The 22773-nt window shown below is 68.1% G+C and carries 22 protein-coding genes; 9 read left to right on the top strand and 13 right to left on the bottom strand.

The features are described 5' to 3' along the window. Positions 1–53: 53 nt before the first annotated feature. The 9 genes from AAHB17_RS14860 to AAHB17_RS14820 form a co-directional block, all read right to left on the bottom strand. Positions 54–794 carry an alpha/beta fold hydrolase gene (locus AAHB17_RS14860; RefSeq protein ID WP_342131408.1) on the bottom strand — a complete coding sequence of 247 codons (741 nt, stop codon included), beginning with the start codon at positions 792–794 and terminating at the stop codon, positions 54–56. 172 nt (positions 795–966) lie between these two features. Next, the gene (locus tag AAHB17_RS14855; protein ID WP_342131407.1) at positions 967–2139 is read right to left on the bottom strand and encodes an ABC transporter substrate-binding protein; all 1173 of its coding nucleotides are present in this window, start codon (positions 2137–2139) and stop codon (positions 967–969) included. 108 nt (positions 2140–2247) lie between these two features. Beyond that, positions 2248–3516, bottom strand: coding sequence for a LysR substrate-binding domain-containing protein (locus tag AAHB17_RS14850; protein ID WP_342131406.1), 1269 nt, complete (start codon positions 3514–3516; stop codon positions 2248–2250). Between the two features lie 25 nt (positions 3517–3541). Continuing rightward, positions 3542–4069: an LPS-assembly lipoprotein LptE gene (locus tag AAHB17_RS14845; protein ID WP_342131405.1), complete on the bottom strand. Its 528-nt coding sequence runs from the start codon at positions 4067–4069 to the stop codon at positions 3542–3544. A 2-nt stretch (positions 4070–4071) separates the two neighbouring features. Next, the gene (gene leuS / locus AAHB17_RS14840) at positions 4072–6759 is read right to left on the bottom strand and encodes a leucine--tRNA ligase (RefSeq protein ID WP_342131404.1); all 2688 of its coding nucleotides are present in this window, start codon (positions 6757–6759) and stop codon (positions 4072–4074) included. 80 nt (positions 6760–6839) lie between these two features. Then, positions 6840–7277, bottom strand: a complete 438-nt coding sequence (locus AAHB17_RS14835) for an ExbD/TolR family protein (protein WP_342131403.1) — start codon at positions 7275–7277, stop codon at positions 6840–6842. Then, complete coding sequence (locus AAHB17_RS14830) at positions 7274–7942, bottom strand: MotA/TolQ/ExbB proton channel family protein (protein ID WP_342131402.1); 669 nt, start codon at positions 7940–7942, stop codon at positions 7274–7276. Before AAHB17_RS14830 ends, AAHB17_RS14835 begins: the two co-directional genes overlap by 4 nt. Before the next feature lie 19 nt (positions 7943–7961). Continuing rightward, positions 7962–8765, bottom strand: a complete 804-nt coding sequence (gene dapB, locus AAHB17_RS14825) for a 4-hydroxy-tetrahydrodipicolinate reductase (RefSeq protein WP_342131401.1) — start codon at positions 8763–8765, stop codon at positions 7962–7964. Then, entirely contained in the window at positions 8762–9346 is a 585-nt protein-coding gene (locus tag AAHB17_RS14820) for an outer membrane protein assembly factor BamE (RefSeq protein ID WP_342131400.1), read from the bottom strand. Before AAHB17_RS14820 ends, dapB begins: the two co-directional genes overlap by 4 nt. A 105-nt stretch (positions 9347–9451) precedes the next feature. On the opposite strand from AAHB17_RS14820, the gene fur reads away from it, so the two are divergent. Further along, positions 9452–9886: a ferric iron uptake transcriptional regulator gene (fur, locus tag AAHB17_RS14815; RefSeq protein WP_342131399.1), complete on the top strand. Its 435-nt coding sequence runs from the start codon at positions 9452–9454 to the stop codon at positions 9884–9886. 18 nt (positions 9887–9904) lie between these two features. Here fur and hprK read toward each other — a convergent pair whose 3' ends face one another. From hprK to AAHB17_RS14795, 4 genes are all read right to left on the bottom strand, one after another. Continuing rightward, a complete protein-coding gene (gene hprK, locus AAHB17_RS14810) occupies positions 9905–10852 on the bottom strand; it encodes an HPr(Ser) kinase/phosphatase (RefSeq protein ID WP_342131398.1) in 948 nt (315 codons plus the stop codon). Between the two features lie 25 nt (positions 10853–10877). After that, a complete protein-coding gene (locus AAHB17_RS14805) occupies positions 10878–11348 on the bottom strand; it encodes a PTS sugar transporter subunit IIA (RefSeq protein WP_342131397.1) in 471 nt (156 codons plus the stop codon). A gap of 112 nt (positions 11349–11460) precedes the next feature. Further along, positions 11461–11790: a ribosome hibernation-promoting factor, HPF/YfiA family gene (hpf, locus tag AAHB17_RS14800; protein ID WP_342131396.1), complete on the bottom strand. Its 330-nt coding sequence runs from the start codon at positions 11788–11790 to the stop codon at positions 11461–11463. Positions 11791–11920: 130 nt separating this feature from the next. Then, a complete protein-coding gene (locus tag AAHB17_RS14795; RefSeq protein WP_342131395.1) occupies positions 11921–13189 on the bottom strand; it encodes an MFS transporter in 1269 nt (422 codons plus the stop codon). Positions 13190–13229: 40 nt separating this feature from the next. Between AAHB17_RS14795 and AAHB17_RS14790 the strand changes: the two genes are divergently transcribed. The 8 genes from AAHB17_RS14790 (at position 13230) to hutU (ending at position 22699) form a co-directional block, all read left to right on the top strand. Further along, positions 13230–14504 carry a patatin-like phospholipase family protein gene (locus AAHB17_RS14790; RefSeq protein WP_342131394.1) on the top strand — a complete coding sequence of 425 codons (1275 nt, stop codon included), beginning with the start codon at positions 13230–13232 and terminating at the stop codon, positions 14502–14504. A gap of 185 nt (positions 14505–14689) precedes the next feature. Further along, the gene (corA, locus tag AAHB17_RS14785) at positions 14690–15676 is read left to right on the top strand and encodes a magnesium/cobalt transporter CorA (protein WP_342131393.1); all 987 of its coding nucleotides are present in this window, start codon (positions 14690–14692) and stop codon (positions 15674–15676) included. Between the two features lie 295 nt (positions 15677–15971). After that, the gene (locus AAHB17_RS14780; protein WP_342131392.1) at positions 15972–16928 is read left to right on the top strand and encodes an ABC transporter substrate-binding protein; all 957 of its coding nucleotides are present in this window, start codon (positions 15972–15974) and stop codon (positions 16926–16928) included. A gap of 5 nt (positions 16929–16933) precedes the next feature. Continuing rightward, positions 16934–17767 (top strand): ABC transporter permease, encoded by an 834-nt coding sequence (locus AAHB17_RS14775; RefSeq protein WP_342131391.1) that lies wholly within the window; start codon positions 16934–16936, stop codon positions 17765–17767. Then, positions 17764–18546, top strand: a complete 783-nt coding sequence (locus tag AAHB17_RS14770; protein WP_342131390.1) for an ABC transporter ATP-binding protein — start codon at positions 17764–17766, stop codon at positions 18544–18546. Before AAHB17_RS14775 ends, AAHB17_RS14770 begins: the two co-directional genes overlap by 4 nt. 12 nt (positions 18547–18558) lie before the next feature. Beyond that, positions 18559–19347, top strand: a complete 789-nt coding sequence (hutC, locus tag AAHB17_RS14765) for a histidine utilization repressor (RefSeq protein WP_342131389.1) — start codon at positions 18559–18561, stop codon at positions 19345–19347. A gap of 85 nt (positions 19348–19432) precedes the next feature. Next, positions 19433–20974, top strand: coding sequence for a histidine ammonia-lyase (gene hutH / locus AAHB17_RS14760; RefSeq protein ID WP_342131388.1), 1542 nt, complete (start codon positions 19433–19435; stop codon positions 20972–20974). Positions 20975–21001: 27 nt separating this feature from the next. Then, on the top strand, positions 21002–22699 hold the full coding sequence (hutU, locus tag AAHB17_RS14755; RefSeq protein ID WP_342131387.1) for a urocanate hydratase: 1698 nt from the start codon (positions 21002–21004) through the stop codon (positions 22697–22699). Positions 22700–22773: the final 74 nt, after the last annotated feature.

The following is a 22773-nucleotide window of genomic DNA, read 5'->3' as shown; positions in this document are numbered from 1 at the left end:
GTCGCGGGTCGCGCTCCGGCGCGATGGAAAACCAAAGCGAAACCGCTGGGCGCCTACCGCGCGTCGGCCGGCACGCAGCTTCGCCACCAGTCGAGCAGGGCCCGGGCCACCGGCCGCGGGCGCTCCATCGGGCTCATGTGGCCGGCCTCCTCGACCACCACCAACCGCGCCCCCGGCACCAGGGCGGCGATGGCCTCATGCTGCGCCACCGGGGCCCAGCTGTCCTGCCGACCGCACAACACCAGCGTCGGCACCCGCACCGAGCGCAGCGTGGGCGTGGCGTCGGGGCGCGCCAGCAAGGCCGCGATCTGCGCCGCGAACACGTCGGCGTTCTTGCGCTCGAACATGGCCACCACCGACTCCACCAGGGCGGCGTCGCGCAGCCGGTCCGGATGCACCATGCCCAGCACCCACTGCTGGGCCATGGCGCGCACGCCGTCGCGCCGCGCCACGGCCAGCAGCGCGTGGCGCTTGGCGACTTCTTCCTCGCCCTTGGGGCCGGCGGGTCGGGCCTGGTAGCCGGTGTCCAGCAGGGCCAGCGCCCGCACCCGCTCGGGCGCCTGGCGCAAGACCTCGATGGCCACACGCCCCCCCATGGAATGGCCGGCCAGCGCAAACGTCGGTGGCGCCAGCCGGAGCACCTGGGCCGCCATGGCCTCGACGCTGTCGGCCAGGCCGTGCTGCAGGGACACACAGTCGCCCGCCGCCGACAGCCAGGGGTACAGAGGCGACCAGGTCGCCTCGTCGCACATCAGGCCTGGCAGCAGCAGCAGCGGTGGCAAGGACTCGCTCATCACATACATCCATCCGAAAGAAAAAGGCCCCCCATCGACGTGCCCCACTCGGGGGCACCGCCGGGCCGGCTTGGCCGGACGGCTGGTGCCGCCCCCTTGAGGGGGGATGCGGCCACATGCGTCATCGCCCAAGGGCGATGACGGGGCAGTGGGCAAGCGACGGGGGTGGGCCTTACTTGGCCTTGCCGGGATCTTTCACGTCGGGGATGGTCTGGAACTCGGTGTTGACCAGCTGCCCATTGCGGCGTTCGACCTTGCGAATGTAGATGTTGTGCACCACGTCGCGGGTCTGCGCGTCGATGAAGATGGGGCCACGCGGGCTCTCGAAGATCTGGCCCTTCATCGCGGCCAGCAGGGCGTCGCCGCCGCCGGCACCCTTGGTGACCTTGAGCGCCTCGGTGATGACACGCATGCCGTCGTAGGCGCCCACGCCCATGAAGTTGGGGCGCATCCCGTTGTTGGCCTTGCCGAAGGCCTCGACGAACTTCTTGTTCAGGGCCGAGTCGTGCGCGGCCGAGTAGTGGTGCGCGGTGACCACGCCCAGGGACACGTCGCCCATGCCGTTGAGGATGTCATCGTCGGTCACGCTGCCTTCGGCGATCATGCGGATGCCGGCCTTGTCCAGGCCACGCTCGGCGAACTGCTTCATGAGCACCGAACCGGCGCCCGAGGGCACGAAGGTGAACAGCGCGTCGGGCTTGGCGTCACGCACCTTCTGCAGGAAGGGCGCGAAGTCGGGGTTGCGCAACGGCACGCGCAGGGTCTCGATGACGGTGCCGCCATTGAGCACGAAGCGGTCCTTGAAGTACTTCTCCGAGTCCACGCCCGGAGCGTAGTCGGTCACCAGGCTGACCACGCTCTTGATGCCGTTCTTGCTGGCCCAGTCGGCCAGCGCCGTGACCACCTGAGGCACGGTGAAGCTGGTGCGCACGATGTAGGGCGAGGCCTCGGTGATGCTGGAGGTGGCGGCGGCCATCACCACCAGCGGCGTCTTGGACTGGGTGGCGATGGGCGCGCTGGCAAAGGCCAGCGGGGTGAGGCCGAAGCCGGCCAGCACGTTGACCTTGTCGTTGATCACCAGTTCCTGCGCCAGGCGCTTGGCCACGTCCGGCGTGCCGGTGTCGTCGCGCAGGATGACCTCGACCTTCTTGCCGCCGAAGCTGTTGCCGTTCTGGGCCAGGTAGAGCTTGATCCCGGCCTCCATCTGTTTGCCGGTGGAGGCGAACGGGCCGGTCATGGGCGCGAGCACGCCGATCTTGAAGGTGCCGTCCTGGGCCAGGGCCTGGCCGGCGGCCACGGCGAGAGAGGTCAGGGCCAGGGCCTTGAGCAGGGAACGCTTGTGCATGAGTGTCTCCGGGTGGGGCCGGTCTGGGATGGGCGCGAACGCGCCATGCCGGCGTGGCACTAGCGTAGCGGCAGCGGCAGCGAAATGCCAATGCTTTTTCGCCCCGAGCTATGCGTTTGGCTTGATCGCTGTTTGTTCCATGTGTGCCGCCGCCGCCCGCATGGCCTCCAGCAGACGCTGCACCCCCGGCGGCGGCAGGTAGTCGCGCCGGCTCATCACACCGATGCGACGTGGCGCGTGCCGCACCGTCACGGGCAACACACAGAGCAGGCCGGCGGCCACCTCGGCCTGGACGTGGCGCGGCGAGGTCAAGGCCAGCCGGTCGCCCGCGCCCAGCATGGCCATCATCAACACCGGACTGTTGACGCGCAGGCTGTCGGCGGGTGCGCCCAGGCCGGCCTCGGCAAAGGCCTGGTCGAAGGCCGCCTGGGCCGGCGTGCCCGGCATGGGCATGATCCAGGCCGCGCGCTGCAGGTCGCGCAGGCGCAGACGGGTCCGGCGGGACAAGGGGTGGCCGGCGCGGGCCACCACGGCCAGCGGGTCCTCGAACAGCGCCTCCTGCCGCACCTCCGGCGCCTGCCGTGGGTCGCGCAGGGCGCCCACCACCAAGTCCAACTCGGCGAAACGCAGCTGCCGCAGCAGCTGGTCGAAGGTGCCGTCGATCACGCTGATGCGCAGGCCGGGGTGTTCGCGCAGCACCGTTTCGATGGCCTGCGGCAAGAACAGGCCGGTGGAAAAGGGCAAGGTGCCGATCACGATCTGCCCCGACATCCGCCCTTGGGAGGCGGTCCATTCGCTTTCGGCCTGGGCCAGCTCGGCCAGCGCGAGCTGCACCGCCCGCAGCGCCCCTTCGCCATGGGCGGTCAGCCGCACGCCCTGGCGGTGGCGTTCGAACAAGGCGCCGCCGCTCTGGTGCTCGAACTGGGTGAGGGCCTCGTGCACGGCCGCCGTGCTGATGCCCAGCGCGGCGGCGCCGCGTTTTTCCTGGCCACCGCGGCACACCGCCAGAAAGGCCGCCAGGTGGCGGTGGCCGGCACCCGATGCCACGCGGCTGTGTGTCCAGCCCAGGGCGGCGGCGTGGGGCACGCGTGCGTTGCGGTCCACCGGCACCAGGCAATCCAGCGCCCGGCCGACCCGCAACACCACGGCCTGCCCGGCTGGCGTGGGCCGCATGCCGCGCGCGGCGCGTTCGAACAGGGGCTGGCCCAGGGCCGACTCGACGTCCTGCACGGCCCTCACCACCGCCGATTGCGACACGTGCAGGGCCGCCGCCGCGCCCACCGTGTGGCCCAGCTGGCCGACCGCCGACACGGCCCGCAGCTTGCGCAGCAACGGCAGCCAGGCGGGCAAGGGAATGGGCAGGGGCGATGGGGTCATCGCCGGCATTCTGGCCCAGGCCGGCTCAGGGCTTGACGAAGCTGAGCCGGCGCAGCACCTGCTGCACGATGTCGGTCTGCATGTCCTTGTACATCAGCGCTTCCTCGGCTTCCTTGCCCAGCACGGCGGTTTCGGTGAAGCTGATGTCGCGCGTCTGCAGCAGTTCGGTGTCGTCGATCAGGTCGGCCCCCAGGCCGCTGCGCAGGCGGAAACGGAAGCGGGTGCGCAGCTGCAGCTCGCGCACCTGGCCGGTGGCGGTGATGCCGACCACCGCCCGCTCGCGCTGGTCGGCCAGCACGTCCAGCACCACGTCAGGCAATTCGGCCGCGGGCGCCTCGGGCGCGCGCGGGGGCACGGGCGGCAACAAGCGCACGCCAGCCTGCTCCAGGGCGCGGCGCAGCTCCTGCGCCACGGGGGTGGCGAAGCCGCCCGGCGCATGCAGGGTCTCGAAAGCCAGCTTGGGCGGCTTGCGCAGCTGGAAGCCACAGCCGGCCAGCGCCAGCGGACCCAGCAGGCCCAGGCCCCATCCCACCAGAGCGCGGCGGCGGGTCATGCTCAGACCACCACGTTGACCAGGCGACCGGGCACCACCACCACCTTCTTGGGCGGGGCACCGTTGGCGGCCTTGGCAAAGGCTTCGCTGGCCAGGGCGGCGGCCTCGATGGCGGCCTTGTCGGCACCGGCCGGCACCAGGACCGAGCCCCGGTGTTTGCCATTGACCTGCAGCACCAACTCGATCTCGTCCTGCACCAGGGCGCCGGCATCGACCTGCGGCCAGGGCGCGTCAAGCAGCTCGCCACGCACGGTGGCGTAACCCAGCTCGCTCCACAGCGCGTGGGCGATGTGGGGGGTGACCGGGTAGAGGACCCGCAGCAGCAGGCCGAAGCCCTCGATCACCGCGACCTGGGCACCGGCCTCGTCGAACTGCTTGAAGTCCTCCAGCGCATTGAGCATCTTCATGGCGCCAGAGACCACGGTGTTGTACTGCATGCGCTGGTAGTCGTAGTCCACCTGCTTGAGCACGCTGTGCATCTCCAGGCGCAAGGCCTTGGCGTCCTTGCCGAAGGGGATGTCGGCCAGGCTGCTGGCGCCGGCCGCCGTGGCGGCGGCCGCGGCCCAGTCGGTCTGGCCGAGCTTGACGCCGAGGTTCCAGACGCGGCGCAGGAAGCGGTAACTGCCTTCCACGGCCGAGTCATTCCACTCCAGCGTGGCCTCGGGCGGCGCGGTGAACATGGTGTACAGGCGCGCGGTGTCGGCACCGTACTTCTCGATCAGGTCTTGCGGATCGACGCCGTTGTTCTTGGACTTGGACATGGTGCCCACGCCCTCGTAGTCGATGGCCGTGCCCACGGGCAGGTCGCCGACCGCGTTCTTGAGCTTGGCGCCGACGATCTTGCCGCCTTCGTCCAGCACATGCTCCACGTCGTGGGGCCAGAAGTATTCCTTGGCGCCCTTGTCGGTGCGGCGGCTGTAGATGTGGTTGAGCACCATGCCTTGCGTGAGCAGCTTGGTGAAGGGTTCGTCGACCTTGACAAGCCCCAGGTCCCGCATGACCTTGGTCCAGAAACGCGCGTAGAGCAGGTGCAGGATGGCGTGTTCGATGCCGCCGATGTACTGGTCCATCGGCATCCAGTATTTGGCGCCGTCCGCGACCATGGCGTCGGCGTTGGTCGGATCGCAATAGCGCATGAAGTACCAGGACGAATCCACGAAGGTGTCCATGGTGTCGGTCTCGCGCCGCGCGGCCTTGCCGCAGACAGGGCAGACCACGCCCGCGTGGAAACCTTCGTGTTTGTGCAGCGGGTTGCCGCTGCCGTCGGGCACGCAGTCCTCGGGCAGGATGACCGGCAGGTCGCGCTCGGGCACGGGCACGGCGCCGTGTTCGTCGCAGTGGATGATGGGGATGGGCGTGCCCCAGTAGCGCTGGCGGCTCACGCCCCAGTCGCGCAGGCGCCAGGTGGTCTTTTTCTCACCCAGTTCACCCAGCAGTTCGGCCACCTTGTCGACGGCGGCCTTGTAACCCAGGCCGTCGAGCGCGCCGCTGTGAACACAGACGCCGCGCTGCTTGTCACCGTACCAGTCGGCCCACTCGGTGGTGCTGTAGGTCTCGCCTTCCACGGCCACAACCTGCTGGATGGGCAACTGGTACTTGAGGGCGAAGGCGAAGTCGCGCTCGTCGTGGGCCGGCACGCCCATGACGGCGCCGTCACCGTAACTCATGAGCACGTAGTTGCCCACCCAGACGTCGACCTGGGCACCGGTCAGCGGGTGCGTGACCTGCAGACCGGTGGCCATGCCCTTCTTTTCCTGCGTGGCCAGCTCGGCTTCGGTCGTGCCGCCGGTCTTGCATTCCTCGATGAAGGCGGCCAGCGCGGGGTTGCCGGCGGCGGCATGGGTGGCCAGCGGGTGTTCGGGCGCCACGGCGCAGAAGGTCACGCCCATGATGGTGTCGGCGCGCGTGGTGAACACGTACATGCGGCCGTCGCCGATCAGCGTGCCACCCGCGTCGCGGATGTCGTGGGTGAAGGCGAAACGCACGCCTTCGCTCTTGCCGATCCAGTTCTCCTGCATCAGCCGCACCTTGTCGGGCCAGCCGGTCAGGGTGGCCTTGTCGTTGCCCATCTGGACGTGGTCCAGCAGCTCCTGGGCGTAGTCGGTGATCTTGAGGTAGTAGCCTGGGATCTCGCGCTTCTCGACCAGCGCACCGGTGCGCCAGCCGCGGCCGTCGATGACCTGTTCGTTGGCCAGCACGGTCTGGTCCACCGGGTCCCAGTTGACGACCTGGGTCTTGCGGTAGGCGATGCCCTTCTCCAGCATCTTGAGGAACAGCCACTGGTTCCATTTGTAGTACGAGGGATCGCAGGTGGCGACCTCGCGGCTCCAGTCGATGGCCAGCCCCATGGCCATCATCTGCTTCTTCATGTAGGCGATGTTTTCGTACGTCCACTTGGCCGGCGGCACCTTGTTCTTGAGCGCCGCGTTCTCAGCCGGCAGGCCGAAGGCGTCCCAGCCCATGGGCATCAGCACGTTGTGCCCGTTCATGCGCAGGTAGCGCGCGAGCATGTCGTTGATGGTGTAGTTGCGCACGTGGCCCATGTGCAGCTTGCCGCTGGGGTAGGGCAGCATGGAGCAGGCGTAGAACTTCTTCTTGTTCTCGTCCTCGGTCACGCGGTAGGCGTCGGTGGCCGTCCAGTGGGCGTGGGCGGCGCGCTCCACGTCTTGCGGGGTGTATTTGTCTTGCATGGGGGCGGGGCCAAAAAAGGGGCGCGGCCCGCCTGGGGCCGCCGTGCTGGGATTTTAGGCGCTCGGCGGTCGGCCCGATGTCAGCGGCCGGCGGCCGGGGGTTCTGCCACGAAGCCGATGCGCGACAGGCCCGCCGCCTGCACCTGCCCGATCAACGCGGCCACCCGGCCGTAAGGCACGCCAGCATCCACGCGCAGCAGCACCTCGGTGTCCGGATCGCTGCGGGCGAGATCGCTCAGCTGGCGCTCCAGCGCCTCGGCCGCGACCGGGCGTTCGTCCACGAACAGGCGCTGCTCGCGGTCCAGCACCACCGACACCGAACCAGCCGTTTTCACCGGTGCCGTGGCCTGGGCCTGCGGCAGATCGATCTTCAGGCCGCTGACCATCAGCGGCGCGGTGATCATGAAGATGACCAGCAGCACCAGCATCACGTCCACCAGCGGCGTGACGTTGATGTCGCTCATGGGGGTGGAGCCGGCCGTGTCGAAGCCGTCGCGTTCGAGTTGGCCGAAGCTCAATTCGCGGCCTCCGCAACGAGATCGCGCAGATCGCGCGCAAAACCCTCAAGGTCGGCCTCGATGCGCGCGATGCGCCGACCCAGCACGTTGTAGGCGAGCACGGCGGGGATGGCGACCGCCAGACCGGCCGCGGTCATGACCAGGGCCTCGCCCACCGGGCCGGACACCTGGGCGATGGACACCTGGCCCTGGTCGGCGATGCCAGTGAGGGCGTTGAAGATGCCCCAAACCGTGCCCAGCAGGCCCACGAAGGGCGCGGTGGCGCCCACGCTGGCCAGCAGCACCTGGCCGGCACGCAGGCGGTTGAGCACGGCGTGCAGGGCCTGGCGCAGGACACGGGTGAGCTGGTGGGCGACGTCGGCCGACGCGGCCAGGGTGGTGGGGGTGTCGGCCGCATGGCGGGCGGTATCGACCTGGTGGGCGGCCCGCACCAGCGGCGCCAGCACGGCCTCGCGGTCCAACTGCTGCAGCCGGGGCAGGGCCTCGCTCAGCGAAGGCGACTGCCAGAACACCGACACGCCCAACGCGAGATCGGCCGCCGCACGGCGCAGCAGCCAGAATTTCCAAAGCAACACCACCCAGCTGCCCACCGACATGGCCAGCAGCAGCAGGGCCACCGCCCGGCCCAGCGGGTCGGCTTGAGCCAGCAGTTGCAAGGCGCTCATGGACGGCGCGGCAAGCGTTTCAGTTCAGGCCCAACACGTCGAACATGTTGAACAGGCCGGTTTTCTTGTCGGCCAGAAAGCGCACCGCGCGCAGGCTGCCCTGGGCGTAGGTGGCGCGGCTGCTGGACTTGTGGGTGATCTCGATGCGTTCGCCGGTGCCGGCGAACAGCACGGTGTGATCGCCGACGATGTCGCCGCCGCGGATGGTGGCAAAACCGATGGACGAGGGATCGCGTTCGCCAGTGACGCCTTCGCGGGCGTAGACGGCACAGTCCTTGAGGTCGCGGCCCAGGGCACCGGCGATCACCTCGCCCATCATCAGCGCGGTGCCGCTGGGGGCGTCGACCTTGTGGCGGTGGTGGGCCTCGATGACCTCGATGTCGTAGCCGGTGGCCAGGGCCTTGGCCGCCATCTCCAGCAGCTTGAAGGTGACGTTGACGCCCACGCTCATGTTGGGCGCCATGACGATGGCCGTGTGCTTCGCATGTTCGGCGATCTCGGCCTTCTGCGCGTCGCTGAAGCCGGTGGTGCCGATCACCACCTTGACGCCCAGGCGCGCGCACTCGCGCAGGTGGTTCAGCGTGCCCTCGGGGCGGGTGAAGTCGATCAGGAACTGGCTGGCGGACAGACCGGCGGCCACGTCACCGGTGATCAAGGCACCGCTGGTCTGGCCCAGGTAGGCGGCAGCGTCCTGGCCCACGGCCGGGCTGGTCGGCAGGTCGAGCGCACCGGACACGACACAGTCGTCGCTGGCCCGCACGGCCTCGATCAGCATGCGGCCCATGCGCCCGCTGGCGCCGGCGATACAGATGCGGTGGCTCATCGGGCGGCTCCGGCGGGTTCGAGCGGTGGGTAGCTGTTGGCCGGCGGGGCGGCGGCAGGTGTTGCGGGCGCGCTGGCGGCCGCCGGGGCGCTTTTCGCGTTGCTGTCCTGGAAGGCCTTGAGGCTGGCTTCGCTGGCCTCCATCACCGGGTCCTGGCCGGGGCGTTTTCTCACCACCAGCGAGGCGACGAACTCGGCTTCGGTCGGCATCTCGTCGGCTTCCACCTTGACCAGGTTGCTGCCTTCGAAGAAGACCGCGAGCTTGCGCAACTGCTCGGGCTGGCCGCCACGGCGGAAGCTGAACACGTAGTCCCAGCGGTTGGCGTGGAAGACGCTTTGCAGCAGCGGGGTGCCCAGCACGTCACGCACCTCGACCCGGGTCATGCCGTTCTTGAGCGCGTCGACCTGTTCCTTGGTGATGACGTTGCCCTGCACGACATCGATCTTGTAGGGCGTGATCAGCCCCCCCAGGGTGGACGCCTGCGTCGCGGCGTCGCGCAGCGAACTGCAGGCCGACAGGCCGAACACCAGGCCCAGCGTGAGCGCGGCGCCAACGCGGCGCGCGGTGAAAAGACGGTTCATGGGCGTACACACCAAGTGGAAACGGCACGCGTGCCGGGGGCGCGCGATATCATTGGTCATTGTAGCCACAGAGGGTGTTTGCCCTGCCCGGCCCCACGCGCCGCCATGACCAATATCGACGAACTCAAAAACACCGGTCTCAAGGCCACCTTGCCCCGGCTGAAGATCCTGGAGGTGTTCCAGGCCAGCAAGCAACGCCACATGACGGCCGAGGACGTGTTCCGCGTGTTGCTGGACAGCCGCTCCGACATTGGCCTGGCCACGGTCTACCGCGTGCTCATGCAGTTCGAGCAGGCCGGCCTGCTCACCCGCAGCAATTTCGAGTCCGGCAAGGCGGTCTACGAACTCAACGAAGGCCAGCACCACGACCACCTGGTGTGCCTGGACTGTGGCCGCGTGGAAGAGTTTTTTGATGCGGAAATCGAGCGCCGCCAGCACGCCATTGCTGCCGAGCGTGGCTTCGTGCTGCAGGAACACGCGCTGTCGCTGTATGCCAACTGCAGCAAGACCGACTGCCCGCACAGGAGCGCGAAGCGCTGACGCTGTAGCCCGCGGGGCCTAGGCCTTGTCCATCGCGTCGCGATGGCGCTGCACGAACTGCTGGTAGGTGTCGATGCCACGCAGCTGCAGCACCATGTTGCGCACCGCGGCTTCCACCAGCACGGCGATGTTGCGCCCGGCCACCACCTGGATGACCGACTTGCGCACGGGAACGCCCAGCACGTCCTGGTGCATGGGTTCGTGGGGCAGGCGCTCGTAGTCGCGCTCCAGCGTCTCGGCGCGCACCAGGTGCACGATCAACTTGAGCCGCATCTTGCGGCGCACCGAGGTCTCGCCGAAGATGGCCTTGATGTCGAGCAGGCCGATGCCACGCACCTCCAGCAGGTTCTGCAGCAGTTCGGGGCAGCGGCCTTCGATGGTGGTCTGGTTGGTGCGGTAGAGGTCGACCGCGTCGTCGGCGATCAGGCCGTGGCCCCGCGAGATCAGCTCCAGGCCAAGTTCGCTCTTGCCCAGGCCGGACTCGCCGGTGATCAGCACGCCCACGCCCAGGATGTCCATGAACACGCCGTGCACCGACACCCGTTCGGCGAAGTGGCGCGACAGGTAGGCACGCAGCACGTCGATGACAAAACCGGCCGATTCGTGGGTGGCGAAGAGGGGAATCTGCGCCCGCTCGCACATGGACACCAGCGCGTCGGGCGCGACCTGGTTGTCGGCCACCACCAGCACGGGCGGCTCCAGGGTGACGATGCGGGCCACGCGGCGGCGGCAGTCTTCGGGGGTGGCGTTGGTGAGGTAGCTCACTTCGCGTTCGCCCAGCACCTGCAGCCGGTAGGGGTGGATGTAGTTGAGGTAACCCACCAGGTCGGCGCCCGAACGCGCCAGGGTGACGGCCACTTCGTCGAAGCGCCGCTCGGACGCGCTCTGCCCGGCGATCCACTGCCAGCGCAGGGTCTCTCGGTGCTGTTCGAACAGCACATCGGCGCTGACGACGGCGGCCTTCATGGGGGAGGGAGGGCCGACGCGCCGCTCAGACGGTGGCGTGGGCCGATTGCCAGTTCGAAATCAGGCCATGCAGCACCACGGCGTTGTCAGACGTTTTCATCTGCTCGCGCAAGGCGCTGTCGCTCAGCAGCTCGGCGATCTCGGACAGGATCTCCAGGTGCTTCTGGGTGGCCGCCTCGGGCACCAGCAGGAAGATCATCAAGGTCACCGGCAACTCGTCCGGTGCGTCGAAACCAATGGGGTTGAGCAACTGGAACACGGCCGCCAACGGCTGCTTGAGCCCCTTGATGCGTCCGTGCGGAATGGCCACGCCATGGCCCAGGCCGGTGGAGCCCAGGCGCTCGCGGGCAAACAGGCTGTCGGTGATCAGCGCACGGTTCAGGCCGTGCTGCATCTCGAACAGCAGACCGGCCTCTTCGAAGGCGCGCTTCTTGCTGGTGGCGTCGACGTGGACCAGCACCTGTTCGGCGGGCAAAATGGCGGATAGACGGTTCATGAAGACCTCTCGGACCGCAAATTATGCCCAGTTGAGGGGATTCGGCTAGGCATGGCGCACAAAAAAGCCGCTTGACAATCCAAGCGGCTTGTTGCAGTGCAGCAAAGAAACGTCACATGACGCGCTTGGCGGCCTCGTGGTGGTGGTCCTGCGATTTGTCCTTGTAGCGCAGCACCTGGCGGTCGAGCTTGTCGGCCAGTTCGTCGACCGCGGCGTACAGGTCGGCGTGGGAGCTTTCCGCGAACAGATCGCGGCCTTTCACGTGGATGTTGCATTCGGCCCGCTGGCGCAGGTCCTTTTCCTTGAGTTTGTCGACGGTCAACAGGACCTTGATGTCGACGACTTGATCAAAATGCCTTGAGATCCGGTCTAGCTTGCTGGTGACATAGGTGCGCAGGGCGGGGGTAACTTCCAGGTGATGACCGCTGATCGTCAAGTTCATAAAGAGCCTCCTATGCTCTGGGTTGACACGACCACCGCCCCGGGAAAGAGCGGCGGCCACACGAGACCTTCGCTTTCACTATGCCCCGTCTGCCCGGGGTGCGCAATCCCGCACTGCAACATAAATGCGATCAGGGGGCCTTTGCTTGCGCCACCGCCGGCTTTGGGTCAGACTGCGTGGAGTGCAGGGCGAGCCGGAAGGCCATGACGACGCTGGCCACGCTGGCCAGCCCCCCGACCACGCTGTTCCAGCCGTAGTGCTGCACCATGCCGCCCGCGTCGCGGGCGATGATCAGACCACCCACCAGCGCCGCCAGCCCCATGGCGGCGGACTGCACCGATGCATTCAGCGCCATGAAAGTGCCGCGCAGATGCGGCTGCGCGGCGGACGTCAACATGGCCATGCCCGGGATCATGCGCGAACTCATGGTGACGAACATGGTGGTGGTGGCGGTCAGCACCGCCCACAGCGGCACCTGGGGACCGGGCCACAGGCTGGGCAGGGAGGTCAGCACCAGCAGGGGCACGATGACCGCCAGCGCCGCGTAGCGGAACATGCGCGGCTTGCCCAGCCGGTCGGTCAGGCGCCCGACCCCGCGGGCCACCACCAGCGAACCCACGCCGCCAAACAGGTAAATCAGGGGAATCTGGTCCTGCCGCAGGCCCACGTTGGCCTGCATGAAGATGGTGAGGTACGGAATCACGGTGAAGCCGGTGAACATCAACAAGGCCGAGAAGACGAAGGCACGCCGGTGGTTGGCATCGCGCAGCACCTGCGCGATGCCCTGCCACGCCGTGAGCGCGCCGCCCGGGCGCAGGTGCTGCCGCAGCGGCGGCAGGGTGAGGTGGGCGCCCACGGCCAACACCCCGCTGAGCAAGGCAATGGCGACAAAAGGCGCCTGCCAGCCCAAGTGCGCCGCCAGCCACAGGCTCAGTGGCACGCCCGCCACGGTGGCCACCGAAAACGAGGACATCACCAGCGCCATGGCCCGACCCCGGCGCTCGAAGGGCACGACGTCGCCCACGATGGTCTGGGACAGGGCGGACAACACGCCGCCAAAGGCCCCCGCCGCCACGCGCGCCAGCACCAGCTGGCCGTAGGTGGGCGCCAGCCCGCAGGCCAGCGTGGCCAGGGCAAACAGCACGTAGAGCGTCAGCAGGAGCTTCTTGCGGTCGAATCGCTCCACGTAGGTGGCCGCCAGCAGGCCGGAGGCGCCCGCGGCGAAGGTGTAGGCCGACACCAGCAGGCCGAACTGCGCGTCGTTGATGCCAAAGATCCGCGTGAGCTGCGGCCCCAGTGGCATCATGATCATGAAATCGACGATGTGGGTGAACTGGATACCGGCCAGCGTGAGCAGCAGGCCCAGTTCGCGGCGGCGGCCGTGAGCGGCGGTCGTCATGGTGGGTTCTCCCTTATAAAAACATGGCCGGAGCCGAACAATGTCGCTCGACACCCTGATTGCCTCGCGCCTGCCCAATGCGCCGCCCCCCGCCTGTCCGGGGGCGGGCATGGCCCTGGTGCTGATGGGAGGGGGCGCGCGCACGGCCTACCAGGCGGGGGTGCTCAAGGCCCTGGCCCACATGAAACCGGCCGGCGCCGCCGAGGCCTTTCCCTTCCAATTGCTGCTGGGCACCTCGGCCGGGGCCCTGAATGCCACCTACCTCGCCAGCCAGGTGGCGCTGGGGTGGGGTGGCCTGCCCCGGCTGGCGGCCTTCTGGCGGCAGCTGCGCTCGTCCCAAGTCTACCGGCTGAACGCGCCCAGCTGGGTGCGGCGCAACATCCTGCTGGCCGGGCTGACGCTGGCGCGTCAGGTCCGCACCTACCGCGCCCTGCTCGACACCCTGCCGCTGGTGGACACGCTGCACCGCGCCGTCGAGCTCAACGCGGTGGAACATGCCCTGCAGTCGGGCGCCCTGCAGGCCCTGGCGGTGACCGCGTCCAGCTACACCACCGGCGAACACTGGACCTTCTGCCAGATCGCGCCCACCCTCGACGTGCGCCCCTGGCACCGCCCCGGGCGCCACGCCGAGTTCCAGCCCGTCACCATCGAACACCTCATGGCGTCCAGCGCCATCCCCTTCCTGTTCCCCGCCGTGCCCCTGTGGGTCAACGGCCACAAGGAGTATTTCGGCGACGGCTCCATGCGCCAGCTCTCGCCGCTGTCGCCCACCATCCAGCTCGGCGCGCGCAAGGTGCTGGTGATCGGCGTCGGCCAGCCCCAGCGCGCCGCCCTCGGCGCCCAGCCCGGCGGTGCCCGCGCGCCCGACGCCGAACCGACCGCAGGCACCATCGCCGGCCACGCCATGGCCAGCGTCTTCCACGACACCCTGATGACCGACGTCGAACAGGCCCAGCGCGTGAGCAAGACCCTGGCCAGCCTGCCACCCGAGCTGGCGGCCGCGCTGCCCTACCGCCCGATCGAGGTGCTCGCGCTGCAGCCCTCGATGTCGCTCGACGAGATCGCGCTGCGCCACGTGAGCGAGCTGCCCGCGGCCACCCGCAACACCCTGGTGGGCCTGGGCGCGCTCAACACCCAGCGCAGTGCCGGCGCCAGCGCGGCCGCCCTGGCCAGCTACCTGCTGTTCGAGCCCGGCTTCGTCAACGCCCTGATCACCCTGGGCGAGCAGGACGCTTACGCCCGCAAGGCCGAACTGCAGGCATTTTTCGACACATCGCCGCCTCGCAGCGGTGCCATAATCGCGCCAGTTTTGTGACCGGAGAACCCCTTGGAAAGCACCCCCAGTTGTGTGCTTTCAGTTCCCGTGACGCGGCACTGACCCCGATCGGCTTGTGTGGACCGGGGCCTGAAGCGGCGCCCGGCGGCTGAAAGCACCCCCGCCCCAGCCACCACCCGCCCCCGGGTGGCCCCACAGACCGATGCCCGAACGGGAGCCCGCACATGCTCAACGTCTTCACCCTGGCCAATGGCCGCCTGTTCCAGGAAGAGATCGAATCCCTGGAAGAACTGGCCAAGTTCAAGCCCATCTGGGTCGACCTGGAGTCGCCCACCACCGAGGAGCGGCGCTGGGTGCGCCAGCACTTCGGCCTCAACATCCCCGACGACGCGATGGACGAGGACATCGAGGAGTCGGCCCGTTTCTTCGAGGAAGACAACGGCGAGCTGCACATCCGCAGCGACTTTCTGATCGATGACGACGAACAGCCGCGCGCGGTGCGGGTGGCCTTCATCCTCAACCAGCACAACACCGAACTGCGCGGCCACGGCGTGCTGTTCTCCATCCACGACGAAGACGTGCCGGTGTTCCGCCTGCTGCGCATGCGCGCGCGCCGCATGCCCGGCCTGATCGAGGACGCCAAGGAAGTGCTGCTCAAGCTCTTCGACGCCGACGCCGAGTACAGCGCCGACACGCTGGAAGACATCTACGACGACCTGGACCTGGTGAGCCGCCAGGTGCTGGCCGGCGACGTGACGGACAACAAGGCCGGCGAGGTGCTGGCCGCCATCGCCCGCCACGAGGACATGTCGGGCCGCATCCGCCGCAACGTCATGGACACGCGCCGCGCGGTCAGTTTCATGATGCGCACCCGCATGCTCAGCGCCGAGCAGTTCGAGGACGCGCGCCAGATCCTGCGCGACCTGGACTCGCTGGACAGCCACACCGCCTTCCTGTTCGACAAGATCAACTTCCTGATGGACGCCACCGTCGGCTTCATCAACATCAACCAGAACAAGATCATCAAGATCTTCTCGGTGGCCAGCGTCGCCCTGCTGCCGCCCACGCTGATCGCCAGCATCTACGGCATGAACTTCCAGCACATGCCCGAGCTGAGCCAGACCTGGGGCTACCCGGCGGCGCTGCTGCTCATGCTCGCCTCCGCCGTGGGGCCCATGCTGTACTTCCGCAAGCGTGGCTGGCTGAAATAGGCCCGCCCGGCCGGGGTTGTCTGATGCCTGGCATGCAAACTGCTGAGCAAGCCCACCCTCGCTAGCACACATCTGTATAGACAACAAGCTGGTGCATGTCCGGATGCAAGGCGCGCCGGTCTGGGGCACCATTCACCGAACCGGTGCCACAGCCCCGCCAAACTTGGCGTTTCAGGCCGTTTGTCACCGGTTTTCTTGTGGCGGCATCTTGTATAGACAGGAATCATCCTGCGACACGAGGGAGACGGTTTCCCCACCGCTGCGGCGGTTGTTCTTATTGCAAAGGAAGTTCTGTATGCGCACCTCACTCCTGAAAACCGCGGCCCTCGTGGCCCTGACCGCCACCCTGTCCACGGCCGCGCAGGCTCAGGAAACCAAGCTGGCGCTGGGCATGTCGGGCTGGACCGGCTTCGCCCCGCTGACCCTGGCCGACAAGGCCGGTCTGTTCAAGAAACACGGCCTGGACGTGGACATCAAGATGATTCCGCAGAAGGACCGCCACCTGGCCCTGGCCTCCAAGGCCATCCAGTGCGCCGCCACCACGGTGGAAACCCACGTGGCCTGGAACACCAACGGTGTGCCCATCGTGCAGATCTTCCAGCTCGACAAGTCCTTTGGCGCCGACGGCATCGCGGTGCGCAACGACGTCAAGTCCTTTGCCGACCTCAAGGGCAAGACCATCGCGGTGAGCGCCCCTGGCACCGCGCCCTACTTTGGCCTCGCCTGGATGTTGTCCAAGAACGGCATGGGCATGAAGGACGTCAAGACCGTGTCGCTGGAACCCCAACCCGCGGCCCAGGCCTTCGTCACCGGCCAGAACGACGCCGCCATGACCTACGAGCCCTACCTGTCCACCGTGCGCGCCAACCCGACGGCCGGCAAGATCCTGGCCACCACCCTGGACTACCCCATGGTGATGGACACCGTGGGCTGCGCGCCCGAGTGGCTCAAGGCCAACCCCAAGGCGGCCCAGGGCCTGGCCAATGCCTACTTCGACGCGCTGGAGATGATCAAGGCCGAACCGGCCAAGGCCAACGAGATCATGGGCGCCGCCGTCAAGCAGAGCGGCGAGCAGTTCGCCAAGTCCTCGGCCTACCTGCGCTGGCAGGACAAGGCGGCCAACCAGAAGTTCTTCGCCGGCGAGTTGCAGGCCTTCATGAAGGACGCCGCCGCCATCCTGCTCGATGCAGGCGTCATCCGCAAGGCGCCGGACAACTTCGACGCCATGTTCGACACCAGCTTCATCAAGTGAGCACCATGAGCACCACCACCGCCGTGGCGGTGCCAGCCGCCCCGGCCCCGCGCCGGCGGCGCGGCCTGGCGCCGCTGGAGCCCGTCAGCGCCAGCGCCAAGTGGCTGCTGGGCCTGGGGTTTTTCGTCGTCTTCTTCGCCGTGTGGGCTTTCTTCACACTCGGCGGCTACGTCTCGCCCACCTTCCTGGCCAGCCCCATCACCATGGCCGAGGAAGGCTGGAAGCTGTTCACCGAATTCAACTTCATACACGACATCGGGATGACGGTGTGGCGGGTGTTCGGCGGCTTCATCCTGGCCGCCGTGGTGGCGGTGCCACTGGGCATCGCGATGGGCGCGCACAAGGGCGTCGAGGCCTTCTTCGAGCCTTTTGTGTCCTTCTGCCGCTACCTGCCGGCCTCGGCCTTCATCCCGCTGCTCATCCTCTGGGCCGGCCTGGGCGAGCTGCAAAAGCTGCTGGTCATCTTCATCGGCTCGGTGTTCCAGATCGTGCTGATGGTGGCCGTGACCGTGGGCGCCGCCCGCAAGGACCTGGTGGAAGCCGCCTACACCTTGGGGGCCGACAACACCGGCATCGTGCGGCGCGTGCTGATCCCTGGCGCCGCGCCCGAGATCGCCGAGACCCTGCGTCTGGTGCTGGGCTGGGCGTGGACCTACGTCATCGTCGCCGAACTGATCGGCTCGTCCTCGGGCATCGGCCACATGATCACCGACAGCCAGGCCCTGCTCAACACCGGGCAGATCATCTTCGGCATCATCGTCATCGGCCTCATCGGCCTGGTGTCGGACTTTGCCTTCAAGGCGCTGAACCGACGCCTGTTTGGCTGGAGCACGCTGTGAAAACCATTCTCTCCGTTCAAGGCGTCTCGCGCGTCTTCACCAGCCCCAAGGGCGCCAAGACCCAAGCGCTGACGCCCGTCGATTTCGAGGTCCGCGAGAACGACTTCGTCACCATCCTGGGCCCCTCGGGCTGTGGCAAGTCCACCCTGCTGCGCATCGTCGCCGGCCTGGATCACCCCAGCACCGGCCGCGTGCTGCTCGACGGCCAGCCGGTCGACGGACCCGGTGCCGACCGCGGCATGGTGTTCCAGAGCTACACCCTGTTCCCCTGGCTGACCATCGAGCAGAACATCCGCTTCGGCCTGCGCGAACGGGGCCTGCCCGAGGCGCAACAGAAGGAACGCGCCGACTACTTCATCGCCAAGGTGGGCCTGCGCGGCTTCGAGCAGCACTTTCCCAAGCAGCTCTCGGGCGGCATGCAACAGCGCACGGCCATTGCCCGCGCGCTGGCCAACGACCCCAAGATCCTGTTGCTCGATGAGCCTTTTGGCGCACTGGACAACCAGACCCGCGTGCTGATGCAGGAGCTGCTGCTGGGCATCTGGGAGTCGGCCCAGAAGACGGTGCTGTTCGTCACCCACGACATCGACGAGGCGATCTTCATGGCCAACCGCGTGGCGGTGTTCAGCGCCCGGCCCGGTCGCATCAAGACCGAGCTGGCGGTGAACTTCCCCCACCCGCGCCATTACACCATCAAGACCTCGCCCGAGTTCATGGACTTGAAGGCCCAGCTGACGGAAGAGATTCGCGCAGAATCCATGGCAACTGCCGACCACTGACGCCGCTTCGCCATGCCCCGCTCCACCGCCGTTCACCCTGCCCGTGCCCAGCGCCACGCCGCCGAAGCCGCCGCTTCGGGGTCGGTCGCGCTGTACCAGCAGATCAAGGACTTCATCTCGCGCAAGATCCAGGACGGTTCGCTGCGCGCCGGCGACCGCCTGCCGTCCGAACACGAGCTGGTGGCCCGCTTCGGCATGTCGCGCATGACGGTCAACCGCGCCCTGCGCGAGCTGGTGGAGCAAGGCCGCATCGTGCGGGTGGCGGGCGTGGGCAGTTTTGTGGCCGAGCAGAAGCCGCAGTCCACCCTGCTGCAGATCGCCAACCTCGCGAGCGAGATCCGCGAGCGTGGCCACGACTACCGCTGCGACATGCTGACGGTCGAACGTGTGGCAGCGTCGCTGGAGATCGCCGCCGCGCTGGACGTGCGCACCGGCGAGTCGGTCTTCCACTCCGTGTGTGTGCACATGGAAGACGGTCTGCCCATCCAGCTCGAGGACCGCTACGTGAACCCACGTGTGGCGCCCGACTACCTGCTGCAGGACTTCAAGCAGCAGCAGCCGTCGGAATACCTCGTGCGCAACGTGCCCTTCGACGAGATCGAACACGTGGTGGACGCGGTGCTCCCCACGGCCGAACAGGCCACGCGCCTGCAGATGGAGCCGGCCCAGCCCTGCCTGCTGCTCACGCGCCGCACCTGGACGCGCGGCGTGCCCGTGACCCTGGTGCGCTGCCTGCATCCCGCCACCCGTTACCACCTGGGCAGCCGCTACCGTTCCGACGGCAATCCCCTGTCGACCTGAGCCGCCATTGATCGCCGCCTGACATCGGCCCCTTGCGCGGATGATTCTTTTCGCTGATACTAACTTGTATATACAGGAGCAAACAATGTCCAACGAATCCCTCATCCTGACCCCTGGCGCCGTGCCGCTGGCGCAGTGGCGCTCCATCTACCGCGGCGCCTCGCTCCAGCTCGACCCGGCGTGTGCCGCCGCCGTGGCCGCCAGCGCCGCCACGGTGGAGCGCATCGTCGCCAAGGGCGAGCCGGTCTATGGCATCAACACCGGCTTTGGCAAGCTGGCCAGCGTGCGCATCGAGGCGGCCGACCTCGAAACCCTGCAGCGCAACATCGTGCTGTCGCACGCCGCTGGCGTGGGCGAGGCCACCCCGGCGGCCATCACACGCCTGATGATGGCGCTCAAGCTGGCCAGCCTGGCGCAAGGTGCCTCGGGCATCCGGCCCGCCACCCTGGCGTTGCTCGAAGCCATGCTGGCCCGTGGTGTGGTTCCGGTCGTGCCTGGCCAGGGTTCGGTCGGCGCCTCGGGCGACCTGGCCCCGCTGTCCCACATGACCGAGGTGATGATTGGCGTGGGCGAGGCCTTCACGCCCACGGGCCGCATGCCGGCCGTGGAGGCGCTGGCCAGTGTGGGCCTCGAACCCGTGGTGCTGGGTCCCAAGGAAGGCCTGGCGCTGCTCAATGGCACACAGTTCTCGACCGCCAACGCGCTGGCCGGTTTGTTCGAAGCCGAGCGCCTGCTGCAATCGGCGTTGCTGACCGGTGCGCTGTCCACCGACGCGGCCAAGGGCACCGACGCGCCGTTCGACGCCCGCATCCACAAGCTGCGCAAGCACAAGGGCCAGATGGCCACGGCCGAGGCGCTGCGCCAGCTGCTGGTGGGCAGTGCCATCCGCGCCTCGCACCTGAGCGGCGACGAGCGCGTGCAGGACCCGTACTGCCTGCGTTGCCAGCCGCAGGTCATGGGCGCCTGCCTGGACGTGCTGCACCATGCGGCCGACCTGCTGGAAACCGAAGCCAACGGCGTGTCCGACAACCCGCTGATCTTCAGCAGCGACAACGGCGGCGAGGCCCTGTCGGGCGGCAACTTCCACGCCGAGCCGGTGGCCTTCGCGGCCGACATGATCGCCATGGCCATCTGCGAAATCGGTTCGCTGGCCGAGCGCCGCATCGCCATGCTGGTGGACCCGGCGCTGTCGGGCCTGCCCGCCTTCCTCACGCCCAAGCCCGGCCTCAACTCCGGCTTCATGATCCCGCAGGTGACGGCCGCCGCCCTGGTGTCCGAGAACAAGCAGCGCGCCTACCCGGCCAGCGTCGATTCCATCCCGACCTCGGCCAACCAGGAAGACCACGTCTCCATGGCCGCCCACGGCGCGCGCCGCCTGCTGCCCATGGCCGAGAACGCCATGGCCGTGATCGCCATCGAGTGGCTGTGCGCCGCCCAGGGCTGCGACTTCCACGCCCCGCTGACCACCAGCACGCCGCTGGCCGCCGTGCACGCCGCGCTGCGCGCCCAGGTGCCCCACCTGAGCGACGACCGCCACATCCAGCCCGACATGCAGGCCGCCATCGGCATGGTGCGCACGGGCGCGCTGATCGCCTCGGCCCGCTTCGCACTGCCGGCCATCGCCTGAACTCACCCACACGCCCAAGGAGCCCACATGACCACCAACACCGACCCCCGCCTCGACCCCAGCCGCGTCGTCCGCGCCCCGCGCGGCAGCACGCTGACCTGCAAGAACTGGATCGCCGAGGCCGCCTACCGCATGATCCAGAACAACCTCGACCCCGAGGTGGCGGAGAACCCGCAGCACCTGGTGGTGTACGGCGGCATCGGGCGCGCCGCGCGCGACTGGGCCTGTTTCGACCAGATCCTGGCTTCGCTCAAGGACCTGAACGACGATGAGTCGCTGCTGGTGCAGTCGGGCAAGCCGGTGGGCGTGTTCAAGACCCACAGCAACGCCCCGCGCGTGCTGATCGCCAACTCCAACCTGGTGCCCAAGTGGGCCACCTGGGAACACTTCAACGAACTCGACCGCAAGGGCCTGTTCATGTACGGCCAGATGACCGCCGGCAGCTGGATCTACATCGGCAGCCAGGGCATCGTGCAGGGCACCTTCGAGACCTTTGTCGAGGCCGGCCGCCAGCACTACAACAACGACCTCTCGGGCAAATGGATCCTGACCGCCGGCCTGGGCGGCATGGGTGGCGCCCAGCCCCTGGCCGCCACGCTGGCCGGCGCCGTGTCGCTCAACATCGAGTGCCAGCAGAGCAGCATCGACTTCCGCCTGCGCACGCGTTACGTGGACAAGCAGGCCAAGGACATCGACGACGCGCTGGCGCTGATCAAGCACCACTGCGACAAGAAGGAAGCCGTCTCCATCGCCCTGCTGGGCAACGCCGCCGAAGTGCTGCCCGAACTGGTCAAGCGCGCCCAGGCCGGTGGCATCAAGCCCGACCTGGTGACCGACCAGACCTCGGCCCACGACCTGATCAACGGCTACCTGCCCGTGGGCTGGACCGTGGCGCAGTGGAAGGCCGCGCAGAAGGACCCGGCGCAGCACAAGCGCCTGACCGACGCCGCCGCCCAAGGCTGCGCGGTGCACGTGCAGGCCATGCTGGACTTCCAGGCCATGGGCATTCCCACGGTGGACTACGGCAACAACATCCGCCAGGTGGCCTTCGACCAGGGCGTGAAGAACGCCTTCGATTTCCCCGGTTTTGTGCCCGCCTACATCCGTCCGCTGTTCTGCGAGGGCAAGGGCCCCTTCCGCTGGGTGGCGCTGTCGGGTGACCCGGAGGACATCTACAAGACCGACGCCAAGATCAAGGAGCTGTTCCCCGACAACAAGCACACCCACCGCTGGCTGGACATGGCACGCGAGCGCATCGCCTTCCAGGGCCTGCCGGCGCGCATCTGCTGGCTGGGCCTGGGCGAGCGCCACCTGGCCGGCCTGGCCTTCAACGAGATGGTGAAGAACGGCGAGCTCAAGGCCCCCATCGTGATCGGCCGCGACCACCTGGACACCGGCTCGGTGGCCAGCCCCAACCGCGAGACCGAAGCCATGAAGGACGGCACCGACGCCGTCAGCGACTGGCCGTTGCTCAACGCCCTGCTCAACACCGCTGGTGGCGCCAGCTGGGTCAGCCTGCACCACGGCGGCGGCGTGGGCATGGGCTACTCGCAGCACTCGGGCATGGTCATCGTGGCCGACGGCACGGACGCCGCGGCCGAGCGCCTGGCGCGCGTGCTGGTCAACGACTGCGGATCGGGCGTGATGCGCCACGCCGATGCCGGCTACGAACTGGCCGTGGAAACGGCCAAAAAGCAAGGCCTCAAGCTGCCCATGGTGCGCTGAACCTGGGTTGAAAAAGGGAATTGAATTCCCACAGAATGGGAAAGAAAGGTTGGACGGGTGGGCGAACGCTTTGA

The sequence above is a fragment of the Hydrogenophaga sp. OTU3427 genome (assembly GCF_038440225.1).
In the GTDB taxonomy this organism is placed as follows: Bacteria; Pseudomonadota; Gammaproteobacteria; order Burkholderiales; family Burkholderiaceae_C; genus Hydrogenophaga.
Note: the sequence above shows the minus strand (reverse complement) of the source record. Positions and strands in the feature narration are given on the sequence as shown.